Annotated in this window: 12 protein-coding genes; 3 read left to right on the top strand and 9 right to left on the bottom strand. The window is 60.3% G+C overall.

Features of this window, described 5'->3' with window-relative positions:
- Position 1 precedes the first annotated feature (1 nt).
- From leuC to AC3A5O_RS22560, 4 genes are all read right to left on the bottom strand, one after another.
- Positions 2-1423: a 3-isopropylmalate dehydratase large subunit gene (leuC, locus tag AC3A5O_RS22545; RefSeq protein WP_487753745.1), complete on the bottom strand. Its 1422-nt coding sequence runs from the start codon at positions 1421-1423 to the stop codon at positions 2-4.
- A gap of 158 nt (positions 1424-1581) precedes the next feature.
- Positions 1582-2898, bottom strand: a complete 1317-nt coding sequence (locus AC3A5O_RS22550) for an alginate export family protein (RefSeq protein ID WP_354336563.1) — start codon at positions 2896-2898, stop codon at positions 1582-1584.
- A 78-nt stretch (positions 2899-2976) separates the two neighbouring features.
- Entirely contained in the window at positions 2977-4278 is a 1302-nt protein-coding gene (locus AC3A5O_RS22555) for an NAD(P)/FAD-dependent oxidoreductase (RefSeq protein WP_122568350.1), read from the bottom strand.
- Positions 4279-4326: 48 nt separating this feature from the next.
- Positions 4327-5766: an APC family permease gene (locus AC3A5O_RS22560; RefSeq protein WP_240998518.1), complete on the bottom strand. Its 1440-nt coding sequence runs from the start codon at positions 5764-5766 to the stop codon at positions 4327-4329.
- Between the two features lie 226 nt (positions 5767-5992).
- Here AC3A5O_RS22560 and feaR point away from each other — a divergent pair, with 226 nt between their 5' ends.
- Together feaR and AC3A5O_RS22570 are read left to right on the top strand one after the other, a co-directional pair.
- Complete coding sequence (feaR, locus tag AC3A5O_RS22565) at positions 5993-6958, top strand: transcriptional regulator FeaR (RefSeq protein WP_122568349.1); 966 nt, start codon at positions 5993-5995, stop codon at positions 6956-6958.
- A 125-nt stretch (positions 6959-7083) separates the two neighbouring features.
- On the top strand, positions 7084-7896 hold the full coding sequence (locus AC3A5O_RS22570; RefSeq protein ID WP_122568348.1) for a molybdenum cofactor biosynthesis F family protein: 813 nt from the start codon (positions 7084-7086) through the stop codon (positions 7894-7896).
- A 164-nt stretch (positions 7897-8060) separates the two neighbouring features.
- On the opposite strand, the gene ydiJ is transcribed toward AC3A5O_RS22570, so the two are convergent.
- The gene (ydiJ, locus tag AC3A5O_RS22575; protein ID WP_487753746.1) at positions 8061-11123 is read right to left on the bottom strand and encodes a D-2-hydroxyglutarate dehydrogenase YdiJ; all 3063 of its coding nucleotides are present in this window, start codon (positions 11121-11123) and stop codon (positions 8061-8063) included.
- Between the two features lie 157 nt (positions 11124-11280).
- Here ydiJ and AC3A5O_RS22580 point away from each other — a divergent pair, with 157 nt between their 5' ends.
- Positions 11281-12183 carry a LysR substrate-binding domain-containing protein gene (locus AC3A5O_RS22580; RefSeq protein ID WP_122568346.1) on the top strand — a complete coding sequence of 301 codons (903 nt, stop codon included), beginning with the start codon at positions 11281-11283 and terminating at the stop codon, positions 12181-12183.
- A gap of 7 nt (positions 12184-12190) precedes the next feature.
- Here the strand turns inward: AC3A5O_RS22580 and AC3A5O_RS22585 are convergent, their stop codons facing one another.
- The 4 genes from AC3A5O_RS22585 to AC3A5O_RS22600 form a co-directional block, all read right to left on the bottom strand.
- Complete coding sequence (locus AC3A5O_RS22585; RefSeq protein WP_487753747.1) at positions 12191-13933, bottom strand: OPT family oligopeptide transporter; 1743 nt, start codon at positions 13931-13933, stop codon at positions 12191-12193.
- 324 nt (positions 13934-14257) lie between these two features.
- Positions 14258-14671, bottom strand: a complete 414-nt coding sequence (locus tag AC3A5O_RS22590) for a VOC family protein (protein ID WP_122568344.1) — start codon at positions 14669-14671, stop codon at positions 14258-14260.
- A gap of 23 nt (positions 14672-14694) precedes the next feature.
- A complete protein-coding gene (locus AC3A5O_RS22595) occupies positions 14695-15120 on the bottom strand; it encodes a YciI family protein (protein WP_122568343.1) in 426 nt (141 codons plus the stop codon).
- A gap of 165 nt (positions 15121-15285) precedes the next feature.
- A complete protein-coding gene (locus AC3A5O_RS22600) occupies positions 15286-16305 on the bottom strand; it encodes a substrate-binding domain-containing protein (protein ID WP_487753756.1) in 1020 nt (339 codons plus the stop codon).
- Positions 16306-16575: the final 270 nt, after the last annotated feature.

Consider the following 16575-nt stretch of genomic DNA (forward strand, 5'->3'; position numbering starts at 1 on the left):
TTCAAGCCTCCTCGGCCAATAGGCGTACGTCCGTCAGGCAACCGCGGATGGCCGCAGCGGCAACCATCGCCGGGCTCATGAGGTGAGTGCGTGCGCCCGCCCCCTGACGACCTTCAAAATTTCGGTTGGTGCTGGACGCACAACGATCGCCCGGAGCAAGCACGTCATCGTTCATGGCGAGACACATCGAGCATCCGGACTGGCGCCATTCAAAACCGGCCTCGAGGAAGATCCTGGCCAAGCCTTCCTCCTCAGCCTGGGCACGCACCAGAGTTGATCCGGGGACGATCATCGCCCGCACTGTCGAGGCGACTTTCCTGCCCTTCACCACCCGTGCGACGTCACGCAAGTCTTCGATGCGCGCGTTGGTACACGAGCCGATGAAGGCATGGCTGATCTGCACGTCACTCAACGCCATGCCGGCCTCCAGCCCCATGTAGGTCAAGGCGCGCTGCATGCCCTGGCGCAGGATCGGATCGGCGACGGTCGCTGGGTCTGGAACCTTGCCACCCACAGGCGACGCCTGGTCCGGGCTGGTTCCCCAGGTCACCATCGGCTCCAACGCAGCCACGTCCACCCGCACTTCCCTGTCGAACACCGCGTCCTCGTCGGTGAAGAGTTCGCGCCACTTTTTTTCGGCGACATCCCAGTGCTCGCCTTGAGGCGCACGCGGCTTGGACTTGAGGTAGTCATAGACCTTTCCATCGGGCGCCATGAAGGCTCCCCGGGCGCCGGCCTCCACTGCCATGTTGCACATGGTCATCCGCGCCTCGACGCTTAATGCGCTGATGACCGGGCCGACGAACTCGATGGCGTACCCGGTCGCGCCTGACGCGCCAATCTTCTCGATCAGCGCCATGATGATGTCCTTCGAGGTGACGCCCATGCCCAGCGTACCGGTGACCGTGACGCGCATGGTTTTCAGGCGCTTGTAGACCAACGTCTGCGTCGCCAGCAAATGCTCGATTTCAGAGGTGCCAATACCAAAACCAAACGCACCCAGGGCGCCATAGGTCGTGGTATGGCTGTCGCCCGCGGCCACCACCATGCCAGGCAGGATAAAGCCTTGCTCCGGCGCGACCACGTGTTCAATCCCCTGGCGCTTGTCCAGCACATCGAAAAGCTCGATGCCGAAGTCCCGACAGTTCTCCTCGAAATATGCGACCTGCAAGGCGCCGCCGGCGTCGGGCATGGCAGCGACACGACTCGGGGTGGTCGGGTTGACATGGTCGACGACCGCCAGCGTGGCCTGAGGGCGCCAGACATCACGCTTCGCCTCGCGAAGCCCGCTGAAGGCTTGAGGGCTGGTGTATTCGTTAGCCACCTGGCGGTCGATGTAGAGCAATACATGCCCTTGATCGTCCAGGGTAGCGACAGTGTGGCTGTCGATGTGTTTCTGGTAGAGGGTACGAGGGCTGTTCATTGCGATGCGCTCTGTTGTGCCGGGTCACGGATGAACAAAGAATATTCGCAATGAAAAACCCTTCAATGGCCCTCAGGTAATGGTATGAAACACGATTCGTGAACAATCAGCGTGTTCAGACACCGAGCTTCCGCCAGCGTCATGCAGTCATCATTGAATTAGAACGCCCACGCCACCAGTACCTGACCATAAAGATTGGCGCGGCTATTGCCCACTTGCGTCCCGCCGCTCGCCGAACTCTGCTTCGGCTTGTAGAGACCGACCAGTGGCATCAGGGTCCAGTGCGGGTCGATCGCCCATTCGGCATAGATATCCGCTTCATCGGCGTCAAGCTGTCCACGGCGAGTATCGAGCGTACGGAACGTGTAGAGCAACATCCCCAGCTTGAGGTCATCGGCGGCGGTGACCTTCAAACCCAGATGCTGCACGGCCGCGTTGCTGTTGAACGGCCCCGCATAGTTGGCCGCGACTTCACCCTGGAACCAGGTGCCCAGCGCCCGGCCGTTTCCATAGAAAAGCGGGTCGTAGCCCTCTGAGAAACGGCTGTAGCGGTAGTTGATCGAAGGCGTGCCGGGCAGGTCGGCAAAGGTCCAGCCGGCCTCCAGGTACCAGGCGTTCTCCCTGGCGTTGTCCTTGTCTTCCCAGGCGTATTCACCCGCCAGGAATAACCCGGCAACACCGGCATTGCCTTGCCCTCGCACGCTATAGAGCTGCATGCCCTTACGGTCGGGAAACAGCATGTCGGCCATGGTCTGGTCAGTGTCGGTGACGTTCAGGTAGGTCAGGCCAAGGGTGCCTTGGGGACTGACATGTTCCAGCGTACCGACCGCCAGTTCCGGACTGGCTTGGGCCGGGTTGTCAGACTTGAGCCACATCAGGTCACCGCGCCAGCCTTGCTGGCCACCCAAGCGCAGCACGGCCGTGCGGTCGAACGCCTTGCGACCGGTCAGGTAGTAAGCCCCGCCTCGATTGGCCTGGCCGTCGAGAAATTCCTTGCCCAAGTTCAGGGCATCGCCACTGACCAGAAAGCCGTCGCCGATCACAATATTTTGCCGGCCGACCGACAGGTCCACGCCATTCTCGCCCAAGGCGCTGAACAGCGTGCCAGAGTGCCAGCCCACGTAGGCATCTTCGATTTTTGTCGTGCGTTCGTCACCAGAGGTCCAACCCGCCGGATCGCCATCGCCAAAGGTCGCGGAGCTGACCCAGTTCAACGAGCCATAGAGTTGCGAACCGGCGTCGAGGGTATGGCGCGCATCAAGGCCGTATTGCAGCACCGCTTCCTGCCAGCGGCTGGAACCCTCACCGCGGGTCCCAGACTGCGAGTAGTTTTCACGGCTGTAGAAGGCACCAGCCAACGCCAGCAGGCGCGCATCGACTTCTGTTGTCCCATTGTTGTAGAGCGGTTGTGCCAGCCCTGGAACAGCGGCGCAGGTGAGCGAAAGCACAACGATTGTTTTTTTATAGGCGTGCATAGGCCGAACTCCGATGTCAGAAAGGAGAAACAGTGGGCGCCGCCAGGCGGCGCTGGTCAGGTCAGGGATAAAGCGGTGTCAGCGGCGACCGTTGCGGTAGCCCGCCAGTTGGTGACTGACTTTTCCGAGTGTGCAGATCAAGTTTCGCCAATGGTCCTTGCCAGGAATACGCGTTCGCGGGATCGCACTCATCACATCCCAATGCCGCGATCCGCTGGTCATCCCGTCGGCAATGACACGGCTGACCACGTGGCTCGGTGTCACGCCGAAGCCCGAGTAACCCTGGACGAAATAAGCGTTATTGCGCCCAGGCAGCGTGCCGATTTGCGGGAACAGGTTGGCGCTGCACTCCATCGGCCCACCCCAGGCCAGGTCGATTTTCACGTGTTCAAGGTACGGAAAAACCTTGAGCATCAGATGGCGGTTCCATACCTTCAAATCGTTGGGAATGTACTCCAGCAGGCGCGTCGCGGAACCAAACAGCAGACGATTTTCATTGGTCACCCGGTAGTACTCGATCACCGGGCGAATATCACTGAACGCCCCACGGATCGGGCTGATCTGCTCGATCAGCGAGGTCGGCAGCGGCTCCGTCACCAACTGAAAGGCGTAGGTGCTGACCATCGTCTTGTGCAGCTCGGGTTCCAAGCGGTCGAGAAATGCGCCGCAGGACCAGAGAATCTTTTTTGCTCGCACCGATCCCTTCGCCGTGCGCAAGGTGATGGTGTCGCCGTAGGTCACTTCAAGCACGGGGGTATTTTCATAAATGCGCCCTCCCAGTCCCACCAGGGCCTTGGCCGCCCCCAACAGCATGTTCAGCGAGTGGATGTGACCGTTGCCCATATGCTTGAGGGCACAGCTGTACACATCGGAGCCGACGATGTTCCTGACTTCGGCGCCTTCGAGGTAGGCAATCTCATGCTCCGGATTGAGCTGCTTGTATTCCTTTTCCCACGCCTGCAGCAGGCGCCCCTGTCGCTTGTTGAAACCCAGGTAGCCGTAGCCATGGCAGAAATCCGCGTCAATCTGGTAACGCTGGATGCGGCTCTGGATGATCGATGCGCCCAGATCGCTGATCTCGAAAATCGCCTTGAGTCCCTCCTCCCCGACGCTTTTGCGAATCTTCTCCAGGTCATGGCCGATCCCGGCCATCACGTGTCCACCATTGCGCCCCGAGCCACCAAAACCCAGGTAGCGGGCCTCCAGCACGACCACGTCCGTCACTCCGCGCTCGGCCAGTTCCAGCGCGGTATTGATGCCGGAGAATCCGCCTCCGATGACCACCACTTCGGCTTCCAGATCCTGCTCCAGATCATCGAATTTCAAATCATATTTGCGGGTGGCCGTGTAATAGGTCGTAGGTGTTTCAACGGACAACATGGGTGTTCCTCTTGGTCAGCGCTTTTATTATTGTCAATACGATGCAGTTCAATGCTGGGATACCGGCGGCAAGGCTGGCACACGGTCCTGGACGACGCGTCGATAGGCATACAGCAGCAGCGAACACGTGAGGATGCCCACGGCGATCAAGACTTCTTTCAAACCGCCATAACCGGCCAGTTCGGCCGAGGCGGCACCGACCACGACCACCACGGCGGTGAACAGGCTCAACAACCAGGCCACCGCCAGCCAGCCTCGTCCCAGGCGCACCGGACGCGGGTGCAGCGGCGCGTCCTTGCGCAGCCAGATAAACCCCGAGAGGGCGAAGAAAATGGCGATCAGATAACCGATATTGGCCGTCACCAGAATCGCCAGGGGCGAAGACAGGAAAAAGATCATTGCCAGGTTCACCACCACCGCCACACTCATGCAACGTCCCGGCACCTGATGCTTGTTGAGCACGCCCAATTGCTTGATGGTCAGCCCTTCCAACGCCGTTCCGTACAGCGCCCGCGAGCCATCGGCCAATGCCGCATTCAGGCCCATGAACAGCCCCACCAACAACGTGGCGACAAAAAAGCTGCTCCAGCCCGAGCCCAGCACGGCGTTAAAAGCGCCGATGTAGAAGCCGCTGGGGTTTTCCAGGGCCGCTTGCGGATCCACCAAGCCACCCAAGCCGAAGGCCACCGCGGCAAACACCAACACGGTGTAACCGCCTGAACTCATCAACGCTAGGCGCATATCCCGCTGGCTGCGGTATTCAGGGCCGAAGGCCGCGCACATCTCCGTGCCGTAGGCGCTCCAACTGATCAAGAACAGCCAGACCAACGCGGTGCGCAACGATCCCCAGTTAAACGCCTCTTGCGCCTGCCAGGCCGACTGGAACCGGTCCAGGCTCCAGCCATGGGCCAATAACGGTGCGACCGCCAGCACCAGGATCGGCACCAGCAACAGCGCCCCCATGTATTTGGAAATCGATGCCGCCAAATGGATGCCACGCCGGTTGAATTGCCAGAAGATCAGGATCAAGCCCGCCCCGATCAACTGCGCCAGACCGATGTTGGCCAGGCCGGTGTCGAGGCTCCAGGTCTGCTCGGGAAACCACTGGGCCTGAATCAGCGCGCCGGCGCTGACGCCGATGATGGAAAGCACCGCCGACCAACCCAACCAGTAGCCGAACGCGGCCAAAGGGCCGACCCAGGCACAGCGCTTGCGCCAGCCTTCAGCCGCGATCATCGCGATGCCGCCGGGTTTATCGGGAAACATCGCGCTGACCTCAAGAAAGATCCAGTTCTGACAGGCACCGATGGCGGCCGAACCGACCCAGAGCAACAAGGCCGCGACCGGGCCGAGTGCGCCGAGGGCAAAGCCGAAAGAGGCGAAAATCGAGCCCGACACCGCCATCGACAGCGCGAATGCGTCCGTCCAGCGCAGGGTCTTTTGCAGGTGCGAAGCCGAGGCCTGGGTATTGTTATACGTTGTATCCACGGGAATAGACTCCAGCCGAGTAAGAAGCACACGTCCATTAAACGCCCCTCTGGACGGGCAAGGACATGGTTCAGAATGTCGTGCACATGTCTGTCACTGCCATGGCTGGGCGGATGCTTGCCTTTTCAACAGGCCTGTTACTAAATGCTTCTATCGCCGGAAACCTGCCGACGGTCGATCCAACCATAAAAACAAAACCGGCGATCAGTCGGCAGCCGAGGTCACGATGCATAACGCTTGGCAAGCAGAGCCGCTCTACCAGGGCCCCCAGGGGTTCGAAGCCTGGCATCACGACCTTGGCGAAAAATGCGGCACCTTTCATGCAGAACCGCCGGCCGGACCGGGTCTGGCGAGTTTCACCGGCGCGATGAAAAACTTGATCGGCCCCCACCCTGCGCTGGACGGCTCGCGCATCATCAGCAACTGTCAGCACCTGCACCGAGCCCACAGCGACATTCGCGCCGACGACAAGGATTTCTTCTACCTGGTCTTACAAGTGGGTGGCAGTGCATCGATGTGCCAGGCTGACAATAGGGCCCGGCTCGGCAAGGGTGACCTGGTGCTGCTGGACATCACCCAGCCCTGCGATTTTTATTTCGATAGCCTGAGCGACCAGATGTCCCTGATCATTCCCCGTCAGGCGCTGCGGCAACGCCTGGGACAGCGGCAATTGCTGTTCAATCGGCCCTTGGCTGCCAACAGCGCCCTTGGCAGCATGGCCGGCCTGATGACCCAGCGCTTGTTCGACGCCGCCAGCCTTCAACCGGAAGAAACCGCAGCGTTGTTCGACGCCTTGCTGATGCTGTTGCGGCCCGGTGTCAGCGCCGCGCACGACGGTGAGCATTCCAGTGGCCAGGCACAGAAACTCGTCAAGGCAAAAGTCCTGATCGAACGGCATCTGCGCGACAGCGAACTGTCTCCCGAGCGCCTGGCCGAAGCCATCGGCACGTCGGTCAGGAACCTGCACCGGTTGTTCGCCCAACAGCACACCACCATGGGACGCTACATCCTGGAACAGCGGCTGCAACACTGCGCCGAGGCCATCCGTCAGGCTGCCCCTCAGGAAAAAATCACCGCCATTGCCTACGCCTGGGGTTTCAACGACGTCAGCCATTTTTCCAAGGCGTTCAAGGCGCGATTCGGCATTTCTCCTCGCGACTATCGCTATCAGCATTCAGACGAATACAGGTGATCTCGGCGTTGTCGGCAATGTGTCACTCCAGCACAAGCGATGGCACCCTGCGCCAAGACATTGATAGCCCCCCGCTCCTAGCATGAAACCTCAATCGGCACCGGCCGTGAAATCGAGGAAGCGTTGTGAGCTATCAAATTGAACAAGCATTGAAGAACCAGCCTTTCGTGCCAGAAGAACACTGGCCAACCCTGGAAGAAATGGCCGATGGTTTCAATGAATACAAATACCCACCGAGCCCATTCCTGGCTGGAAAAAAAGCCAACCTTCGCTTCGAAAACGGCTGGCTGATCGAGCATCACTTTGTCGATGACACGACGTTGACCTGGACCATCCTCGAGGGCGAAGGCACCGGCGCATCCGAAACGGAAACCTACGAAGCGGTGGAAGTACGGCCTGGCATTTTCTTCGTCGAATTCCTGAAACCCGAACACCAGGAGTCGGCCACGCTGGTGTGGAAATACGAGACCGGCGACGTGCTGGCGGCGGTCTCCGCCTTCTACAATCGTGGGAGTGAAAAACGCACCCGTACCGACTTCGTCACCGCCGTGGTCGATGGCAAGCCCGGTGGTTCGCCCATTCTCCAGGCATCCAGCCTGGTCGGTAAGCGCGTGCTGTACCGCTACAGCGCGGACGATTGGTATGAGCACGTCTATTTCGGCGCGCAAACCATGGCCTGGCACTGCGTGAACGGCGCGGAAAAAGGCATGGCCGATGTCGAGCGTTGCGCATATTTCGACGTTGCCGATGACCTCTACGTGTTGTTCTGGACCGAAACGATCATGCCCGTGGAATCGGTCATCGTCGTGGATCTCGCGCAAATGCGTTCCATCGGACGCTTCTTTTGCTGGGACCCAAAGCCCGGAAAGCTGATCCACCTGACTTTTGGTTCGAAGGCGACGGTACTGAACGAGACGGCGTACCCTGCTTCATTTTGAACGTACGAATGTGTAGGAGCTGTCGAGCGAAGCGAGGCTGCGATCTTCCCCCTGACACTTGAATTTCAAGCGAAAGATCAAAAGATCAAAAGATCGCAGGCTTCGCCAGCTCCTACAGAGCCCAGCGGGAGCAAGCTCCCTCGCCACGGGTTTGTCACTCGCACCTATCCGCGTTCGAGTGACACCGCTTTCACTCGCGCCAACAGCACCTGCAATGGATGAAGCACCGCCACACCCTCTTGCCGCTTCACCTGGCTGCGGCAGGAATACCCATCGGCAACCACCCTGCCCGACTGATTGAATTTCTGCAGGAGCGACTTCCAGGACTGTCCATAGATCGTGTCAGACGTTCCAGCATTTCGCGTTTCATGCCCATAGGTGCCCGACATCCCGCAACAGCCGCTGGCTTGCACTTGAAGCGTCAGGCCCACGCGTTGGAAAATCTTCTGCCATTGCCCGATGCTGCCCGGCTCGTTGGTTTTCTCCGTACAATGCGGCAGAAAGTGATAAGGCTCGCTCGCCTCCACAACTGCATGTTCCGGCAGCGCATCAATCAACCACTCCTGCGCAAGCATCACCTGGGGAGCGTTACCGGTTTCCAGGGTCTTGGCGTACTCCTGTCGATAGACCAGCGTCATCGCCGGGTCGAGTCCCACCAATGGAATCCCGTACTGCTGAAGGCTGAGCAAGGACTGGCCATTGAAGCTGGCAGCCTTCTCAAACGCCTTCAGGAAACCCTGGACCTGAAGCGGTTTGCCATTGGGCGCGTACGGGGCCAGGAAAACCTTGTAGCCCAGTCTCGAAATCAGATCCACCCAGTCAACAAGCAATGGCGTTTCAAAAAAACGGGTAAACGCGTCCTGAACGAGGATGACGCTTTTCTCCCGCTGCTCAGCGCTAAGCGTTTCCAGGCGTGCAGGGGTTGCCACCTCCACGTTCCAGCGCCGGCACACGGCGGCAAAATCCACCAAACTGAGCAGCGGGCTATCGACCATCCCGGCTACTCGTTCGAGCCCCCAGCGGATCGGCCGGGCACTCATCACGAAGTTGTACAGGCGCGGCATTTTGGCGAGATACGGCACCGTGTATTCCAATGAGCCAATCAGGTAGTCCTTGAGAGGACGCAGGTAGCGGCTGTGATAAAGCTCAAGGAAACGCGAGCGGAACTCCGGCACATTCACTTTGACAGGACACTGACCCGAGCAGGATTTGCAGGCCAGGCAACCGGTCATCGCTTCGTAGACCTCATGGGAAAAATCTGGCTGCCCCATCTTCCGGGCCAGGCTATTCACGGCCCGACGCGCGACACCCTGCGCCCCGCCAGCCCCTCGAACCCGATCGCTGGCCGCCAGCACATCGACACCCTGCTCCCCCTGCAACCTCAGCCATTCCCGGATCAGCGAGGCCCGCCCCTTGGGCGAGTGAATGCGATTGCGCGTCGCCTTCCAGGACGGGCACATGGCGTCATCCGGATCGAAGTTGTAGCACGCGCCATTGCCGTTGCAATGAACCGCCGTGTCATAACTTTGCCAGACGCGTTCATCGATGGTCCGGTCCAGGGCACCGCGCATTTCCACTTCATCGACGCGGGTCAGTCGAGCATCGGGGACCGTATTCGGGGTGGCGATCTTGCCCGGGTTGAGTTGGTTGAAGGGATCGAAAGCCGCCTTCAACGCTTGCAGCGCGGGGTACAAATCACCGAAGTAATCGGGCACGTATTGCGACCTCAGCCCCTTGCCGTGCTCGCCCCACAACAATCCGCCATACTGCTGCGTCAAAGCTGCGACCGCATCGGAAATCGGCCGGATCAATGCGGCCTGAACAGGATCCTTCATGTCGAGGATCGGACGCACATGCAGGACGCCGGCGTCGACGTGACCGAACATGCCGTACTGCAAGTCATGGCTATCGAGCAGCGCACGGAACGCCTGGATGAAGTCCGCCAGGTGTTCAGGTGGAACCGCGGTGTCTTCGACAAAGGGCTGGGGCCTGGCCTCGCCCTTGACGTTGCCCAATAACCCCACGGCGCGCTTGCGCATCGCATAGACACGCTTGAGCGCATCGGCGCCGATCGCCAGGGTGTGGCCCAAGCGGACAACGGAAGCATCACGCTGCAGGTGCAGGACGAACTCATGAACCTGCTGCTGAACCGCCTCTTCGTCATCCCCGCTGAACTCAATGAGGTTGATCCCCAGCGTCGGCGTAGCAGGGTCTTCAGGGAAGTACTCGGCGACGCCGTGCCAGACAATGTCCTTCATCGCCAGCATCAGCACTTTTGAATCCACGGTCTCGATCGACAGCGGCTTCATGGCCATCAACGCCTTGGCATCACGCAGGGCGTCCATGAACCCGGCGTAACGCACGTTCACCAGGATCGAATATTTCGGGATGGGCAGAACATTTAATTTGGCTTGGACGATGAAGCCCAGGGACCCTTCGGAGCCGCAAAGAACGCTGTTCAGATTGAAGCGCCCATCGGGTTCGCGTAGATGGGCCAAGTCATAACCGGTCAGGCAGCGGTTGAGTTTCGGAAAGGTGTCCCTGATCAGTTCGGCGTGGGTATCGGCGATGTCCACCGCGCACTGATAGACCTCGCCCACCCGATCCTGGCGGTTGACCAGCGCCGGCAAAAGCGCGGCGTCGACTGCGGAACTGGTGAGACGCTCACCGCCCAGCAACACCGTCGAAAGCTCAAGCACATGATCGCGCGTCTTGCCGTAGGTGCAGCTCCCTTGGCCACTGGCGTCCGTGTTGATCATGCCGCCAATGGTGGCGCGATTCGACGTCGAGAGTTCGGGGGCGAAGAACAAACCGTAGGGCTTGAGCGCTGCGTTCAGCTGGTCCTTGACCACACCGCTCTGCACCCTGGCCCAGCGTTCCTCGACGTTGATTTCCAGGATGTTGTTCAGGTGACGGGAAAGATCGACCACCACGCCGTCGGTGAGCGATTGCCCATTGGTGCCGGTGCCACCACCACGCGGCGTGAGCACGACTGCACGGTGTACGGGTTCGGCGGCCAGGCGCGCCAGGATCGTCACGTCCTGTTCATCCAGGGGAAACACTGCCGCTTGGGGCAGGCGCTGGTAGATGGAATTGTCGGTGGCCAAAACCGTCCGGTCGCCATGGTCGCGGGCAATCTCGCCTCGAAACCCCGCCACTTGGAGCGCGTTTAGAAAAGCGTCATAGGTCGCTTTCTGGGGATCAGGAGGCGTTAACCGGGCAATCATGATGTATTCCTACAGGCTGAGAAGCTAATCTATGCATTCACATTACGTATGCTCGGCACAAGACGCATCGAGCAGTTGCACAAGGTTTTCATGATTCTTGCCTCCCTTCACGGTGGGAGCAAACGTAATTCCTGCTGGCTTTGCATGAGCTTTATGAATGAACCCTAGACGCCTGACACCCTCGATGTCACTGCTGGTTGCCTTTGAGGCCGCCGCGCGCCATTGCAGCTTCACCAAGGCCGCGGAAGAGCTGGCATTGACCCAGAGCGCCGTCAGTCGACAGGTACAAACCCTGGAGGCGCAACTTGAAATCGAACTCTTCCGCCGTGAAGGCCGCAAGATTGAATTGACCGCGGCGGGCGCGCTGTATCAGCACGAGCTGGCGGCCGCGCTGGGGCGTATTCGAAGCGCAACGTTGCAGGCCATCGCCTACAAGAACGACAGCGGCCCCTTGAACCTGGCCGTCCTGCCAACCCTCGGTTCCAAATGGCTGCTGCCACGGATGCATGAGTTCTATGCCAAGCACCCGGACCTGCTGGTGCACATACATTCGAGGATCATCCGCGAAGACGTTCAATCCTCCACCCATGACATGAACGCAATCATCTGCGCAGGCTCGGGGGAATGGCCCGGCTACGTTTCCCATCAGTTGCTCACGGAAAAGCTGGTGGTGATCGCCAGTCCGACCGCGCTGCCCGAGTACCGGGCCATGTCGCCGGCAAACGTTGCCGAGCATGCCTTGTTGAACGTCGTCTCAAGGCCAGGTGTCTGGTCGGACTGGTTCGACAAGCACAACGTCGACCACCGCAACATGCGATCAGGCCCGAGCTTCGAACTCACGGCCCACCTTATCCAAGCCGTATCAGCGGGAATTGGAATCGGGCTGGTCCCGCAGATCCTGGTGCAGGATGAACTGAAGAGCGGCGACCTGGTTGCGTTGTTCGAACCGATGGAAAGTGGGCGCAGCTACTACCTGGTCTATGCGAGCCGATACCAACATCTACCGGCGCTGAAGGCCTTTAGCACTTGGCTTCTGTCGTTGCCGTTTCCCGATAACTGAGGTCGCCTCACCCATTCCCCAGCATCTGCCACAACGACGCCCCTACCCCGGTAATGCTCTCCCCGGCAATCAACCCCGCCGCCGCGGTAATGGCGAAGCGTTCGGTGAGGCTCGGCCAGCGACAGCTCACCAGCCACGTGAGCACCGCACCGAGGGCCATCATCAGGGACACCGAGGCCGGCAAGACGAAGGCCAGTCCCAAGGCCGCCGTGCTTGGCAGATAGCGGGCCCGATGCGCCGGCAGCAGGCTGTCGAGGATCCCCAACAACAAACCGACCACGCCGCCGATGAAAATCGCCCAGCGAATGCTCGCTGATAATGAATCCAGGCCCAGGGTCAGTGTTTGCGCCACGGCCTTCCAGGTGGCGACCGCCGGGGCCGGCCACTCTTCGGTGAGCAGCATGGTTTGCGGGTCCGGGATCAGGGCCAGATAGGCCAGCACGCCGACGATGCTGCCGACGAAAATCCCCAGGGTCTGGGCGATCAACTGCTTGCGCGGCGTGGCACCAATCGCCCGGCCGACCTTGAAGTCGTTCATCAAGTCGGTGCACTGCCCGGCCGAACCACCAGCGGTGTTGGCGCTCATCAGATTGATCGGTACTTGGCCCGGGGCGGCGATGCCGAAACTCAACTGGGACAGTTGCCCAATGGCCCCGATCGGCGGAATGCCCGTGGCTCCGACCACACGGGCGGCCACCGCCGCCAGGCAGATCGCCAAGGGAATGGTCAACAAGGCCATCCATGGGTTGATGCCGAACAACAGCACTTGCAGGCTGACCACCAAAATGATCGACAGCGCGAAACCGACGGCAGGCCCAGGCTTGGGGACCGTCCAGATCGCCCCGCCGCCCGCCTTGGTCGACCGGTGCAAGGCCCACAAGCGAATCGCCAATGAGGCCAAGGTCGAGCAGACCATCAGGCTCACCCCCGGCCAGAGCAACCACTCCACCAGCGCCGCGAACTGCGGGCCGCTGCTGCCGCTCGGCAACTGCACCAGGCCTTGCTCCAGCAGCCACGGCGCCAACCCGCCCCACGCCAGCAAGGCGCCGAGCAGCAGAGTCAGGCCCACGCGAATACCGATGATGCCGCCAAACCCCACCAACAGCAGCGACGGGTCAGCGGTGAAGGTCAGGCGTTCCAGTTGAGCGCTCGGAGACCAGCGCGGGATGGCCCACATGAAGGTGTCGACCGCCTTGACCAGCCCGGACAGCAAGGCGGCGCTGAGCAGCACCTTCAAACGCGTCGCGGCTTCGTGGCCGTGGTTGTAGATGTGCAGCAGCGTTTCCAGGGTTGCCATGCCTTCGGGAAATTTCAGCGCCTTGTCATTGAGCAGTGAGGGGCGCAGGTACCAGGCAATCCAGATCCCCAGGAAACTCACCGAAAAAACCCAGGCCACCATGGGAATGGCCTCCAACTGCTGGCCGGTCAGCAAGGTGTAGGCCGGGATGGGCGCGACCAGCCCACCGGAAATGATCGACGCAGCGGCAGAGGCTACGGTCTGGTTGATATTGCTTTCGTGCAGCGTCCAGGGCAGTCGCCCCACCGATCGACTGGCCAAGCCTTGCCAAATGCCATAGCCGATCAGCAAGGCGATGATCGACATATTGAACGACCAACCGATCTTCAACCCGGCATAGACATTGGAAGGCGTCAGCAGGATACCAAGGACGATCCCCGTACTGACCGCACGCAGGCTAAGTTCGCGTTCGACGGTGGTGTGCAAGGGAAATGTGGACGAGGTTGGATGCATGCGAAGTCCTTATCGGCACTGGGAAGCAGCCGCCAGACGCAGACAGGCCCCCTGTGGGAGCGAGCTTGCTCGCGATAGCGGAGTGTCAGTCGCTAGCCTTGTAACTGATCCACCGCCATCGCGAGCAAGCTCGCTCCCACAGGGGTCATATGGGTCACTTAAAGCGGCAACTTAATAAGTGAACCCAGTATTGGCGCAAGGTTCACACGACGGAGGCAAGCCCTGGCGAGCGTGCTCGGCAGAATCGCCAATCCAGGGGGCAGGAAATGAAGAGTGTCGCGAGCGCTGCCAAGGGCCAGACACCGCATCGCGACCGAGGCACCGTCAGGCTTGTTTCGCCCCCTCGCAATTGACCATCCAGGCAATCCCGAAACGGTCTTCGAACATGCCGAAGCGTTCCGCCCAGAAGGTCTCCTCCAAACCCATCTGCACGTGACCTTTCTCACTCAAGCGCTCGAACAGCCGCTCGGCCTCCTCCACGCTGTCGACATTGAGGGAAATCGACACGCCTTGGGGTTTGCTATACGGCTGACCCGGCGGGCAGTCGGACGCCATCAGGCTGAAACTGCCCACGGTCAGGCAGGCGTGCATGATCAGGTCCGGATCCTTGGGCATACCGACGTCTTCAGGCGCCTCGGCAAAGGACATGGAAAACAGATCGCCGCCAAGCACCTCCTTGTAAAACGCAAAGGCTTCCTTGCAGCGGCCGTTGAAGGTCAGGTAAGGGATGATTCTCATGGTGGGTTCTCCTGTCGTCGGTTTCACGATTGACCGGCCATCTGCGCCCGCAAGCGTTCTTCCTGCTCGCGCAATTCAGGGGTAAAGGAGTCGCCGAACTCTTCGAGTTCGAAGATCTGGCGGATTTCGATTTCGCTGTCGCTGACCATCGGGTTCGGGCAGCGCTTGACCCAGTCGATGGCCTCCTGCAATGACTGGACTTTGAAGATCCAGAAGCCGGCGATCAGCTCCTTGGTTTCAGCAAAGGGCCCATCGACGACAGTCCGGTGCTTGCCGGAAAACTGTACACGCACGCCCTCGGCACTGGGATGCAGGCCTTCACCGGCGAGCATCACCCCGGCCTTGACCAATTCTTCGTTGTAGGCGCCCATGGCGGCTAGCAGTTCCTCGCTGGGCATTTCTCCGGCTTCCGACTCCGGGCTGGCCTTGACGATCACCATAAATCGCATGCTCGTATCTCCTGAGAATGGATGGATCAAGCCGTCCTTGTGACGGCTCTACGGACTAATCGAATGGCAACGGCCGAAATCGACAGGTCGGCGCCATTATTTTTCGATAGACCGTTGGCGGCCTGGGAGATCCAAGCTCCCTTGCCGTGAAGTCACGTCCGAATCTCAGGGATTCCACTGGAATCGATAGATGTCTCGATAGCCATTGCTGGGGTCGTACAGCAGCTTCGTCCCGCCGTCCATGGTGATATTGTCGGCATTGACCAAGTGAACCGGTGCCACGAAGCCGCTCACCGGCTTTCCTGCCATCAGTCGGTTCAATTCATCGATCACTTGCCAGCCATGCACATTGAGCGGTTCGGCCACGGTGACGGTCTGGTAGTTTTTTTCCTGGATGCGCAAGAACGCCGAAGCGCTACCGTCACCGGCCGACAACAAGCTGATGCCGTCGCGGGGTATCGCGGCGCTGGCCAAGGTGGCCACCGCGTAGTCGAAATAGATATCGTTGATGGCCAGCGTGTGGGTCCAACGCTTGCCATGGCGCTGAAGCAGTTCCGTGGTGATGGCCGGCATCTTCTCGCGACTTTCGGAGATCGCGACATCGCGCACCTCCAGCAACGAGCATTCCCGACAAGCCCGAATCACGTTTTCCATGGCCTTGGCTTTCGCCATGGCGATGCTGTAGCGGGAGTCGGTCAGGATGACCACGCCGGCCTTTCCGTTCGACTGCGCCACTGCCGCCATGGCCGTGATGCGAGCCACTTCGAGCGGATCGGTCGTGACGTTCATGGCCATCGGCGTGCCGTCAATCGGCCCGGGGCGCTCCCCGGCGTGCCAGCCCACCACCGGCACGCCCTTGTCGGCGAAGACAGCCAGCGCCGCCTTGTTTTCCAAGGCATCGGCGCCGCACAGAATGAGCCCATCGGGGTTCGCCGCCAGGGCGTCGGCAAAGGCCTTTGCACGCCCGGCCGGGGATCCAACGCCATCGAATACCCTCAGCGTCCAGCCCATCGCCTTGGCAGCCTCGCGAGCACCCTGGGCGACACCGACAATACCGCCGTTGCGCATATCTTCTGCGACTATGGCGATGCTCTTGCCACGCTGGGCGCGCGGGCCGGATTCAGGGCCGCTCCAGGGAACGGCGCCGAGGGTGGCCTTGGCAACCATTTCCTGCGCTTGAGCCACCGTCACCGTGGGGTCCGTCGCGGCCGCCAGATCCTGTCCGTATCCGGGCGTTGCCGTGAAGAGACAGAAAACCGTCATTGAAATTATCTTGAGCAACCGGGGCCTGGTCATGCAGGTTCGATCACCGCAGGTGATGACGGGTCTGGAGCCGATGGCGCGATCATAATATGTCATGGCGTCTCTTTTTTTTATGGATGCAACGTTGACGTTCAGTCTCCGCAAGGATAGTCGGTTCTGCTGTCATCAACCCGAAAGGGGAATAGTAAGTTG

Source organism: Pseudomonas sp. Soil_N_39 (assembly GCF_057655955.1).